This window comes from Streptomyces sp. AC627_RSS907 (assembly GCF_019049165.1).
On the sequence record NZ_JAGMUE010000342.1, the window covers coordinates 1 to 617 of the forward strand.

Annotated in this window: 1 pseudogene; it reads left to right on the forward strand. The window is 73.4% G+C overall.

Annotated elements, in window-relative coordinates:
• A pseudogene (locus KUM32_RS35620) lies at window positions 1–418 on the forward strand (hypothetical protein); the annotation flags it as partial.
• Window positions 419–617 lie beyond the last annotated feature (199 nt).

The following is a 617-nucleotide window of genomic DNA, read 5'->3' on the forward strand; positions in this document are numbered from 1 at the left end:
GCTGTACTGCCCGCCCCTGCACACCGCGCGGACGCCTCGCCGCGAGGCAGGCCAGGGCCTGGTGCTCGCTCCGCTCGTCTGTGGCAGCGCCACCTACTCGATCAGTTCGGACGGTTCCGCGGGAACGCGTCTGTCCTACCCCGCGCCCGGGCTCGCGCTGATCCCGGGCGGCGACCCGGTCCAGCCCGCCGCCGACTCCCTGACCATCCTGCTCGGGCCCGCGCGGGCCGCCATCCTGCGCCTGGCCGCGCACACTCCGACCGTGGGTGAGATCGCCACGGCCCTCTCCTCCGGTTCCGCGACCTACCACTGCCGCTTCCTGGAGTCCGCGGGCCTCCTCACCCGCCGGCGCCGGGGCCGCGAGGTCCGGCTGCACCACACGCCGCGCGGCCGGGCCCTCCTCGACCTGATGTCCTGACGAAGACGGACGGCGCCACGCGTTCCCGCGGTGGGGCAGCCAGAACGGCAGCCGTCTCGCCAACCGAACAGGGTGCGCTCCGCGAAGGCCCCGGCAGAACGGCAAGGCGGTATGTCGCGGCTTTCCTGGCAAGTACCTGCCGCACACATCGACCCGGCGCCCGACCCGCCTTCGCGGGTGGTACCAATGTCAGACCAAA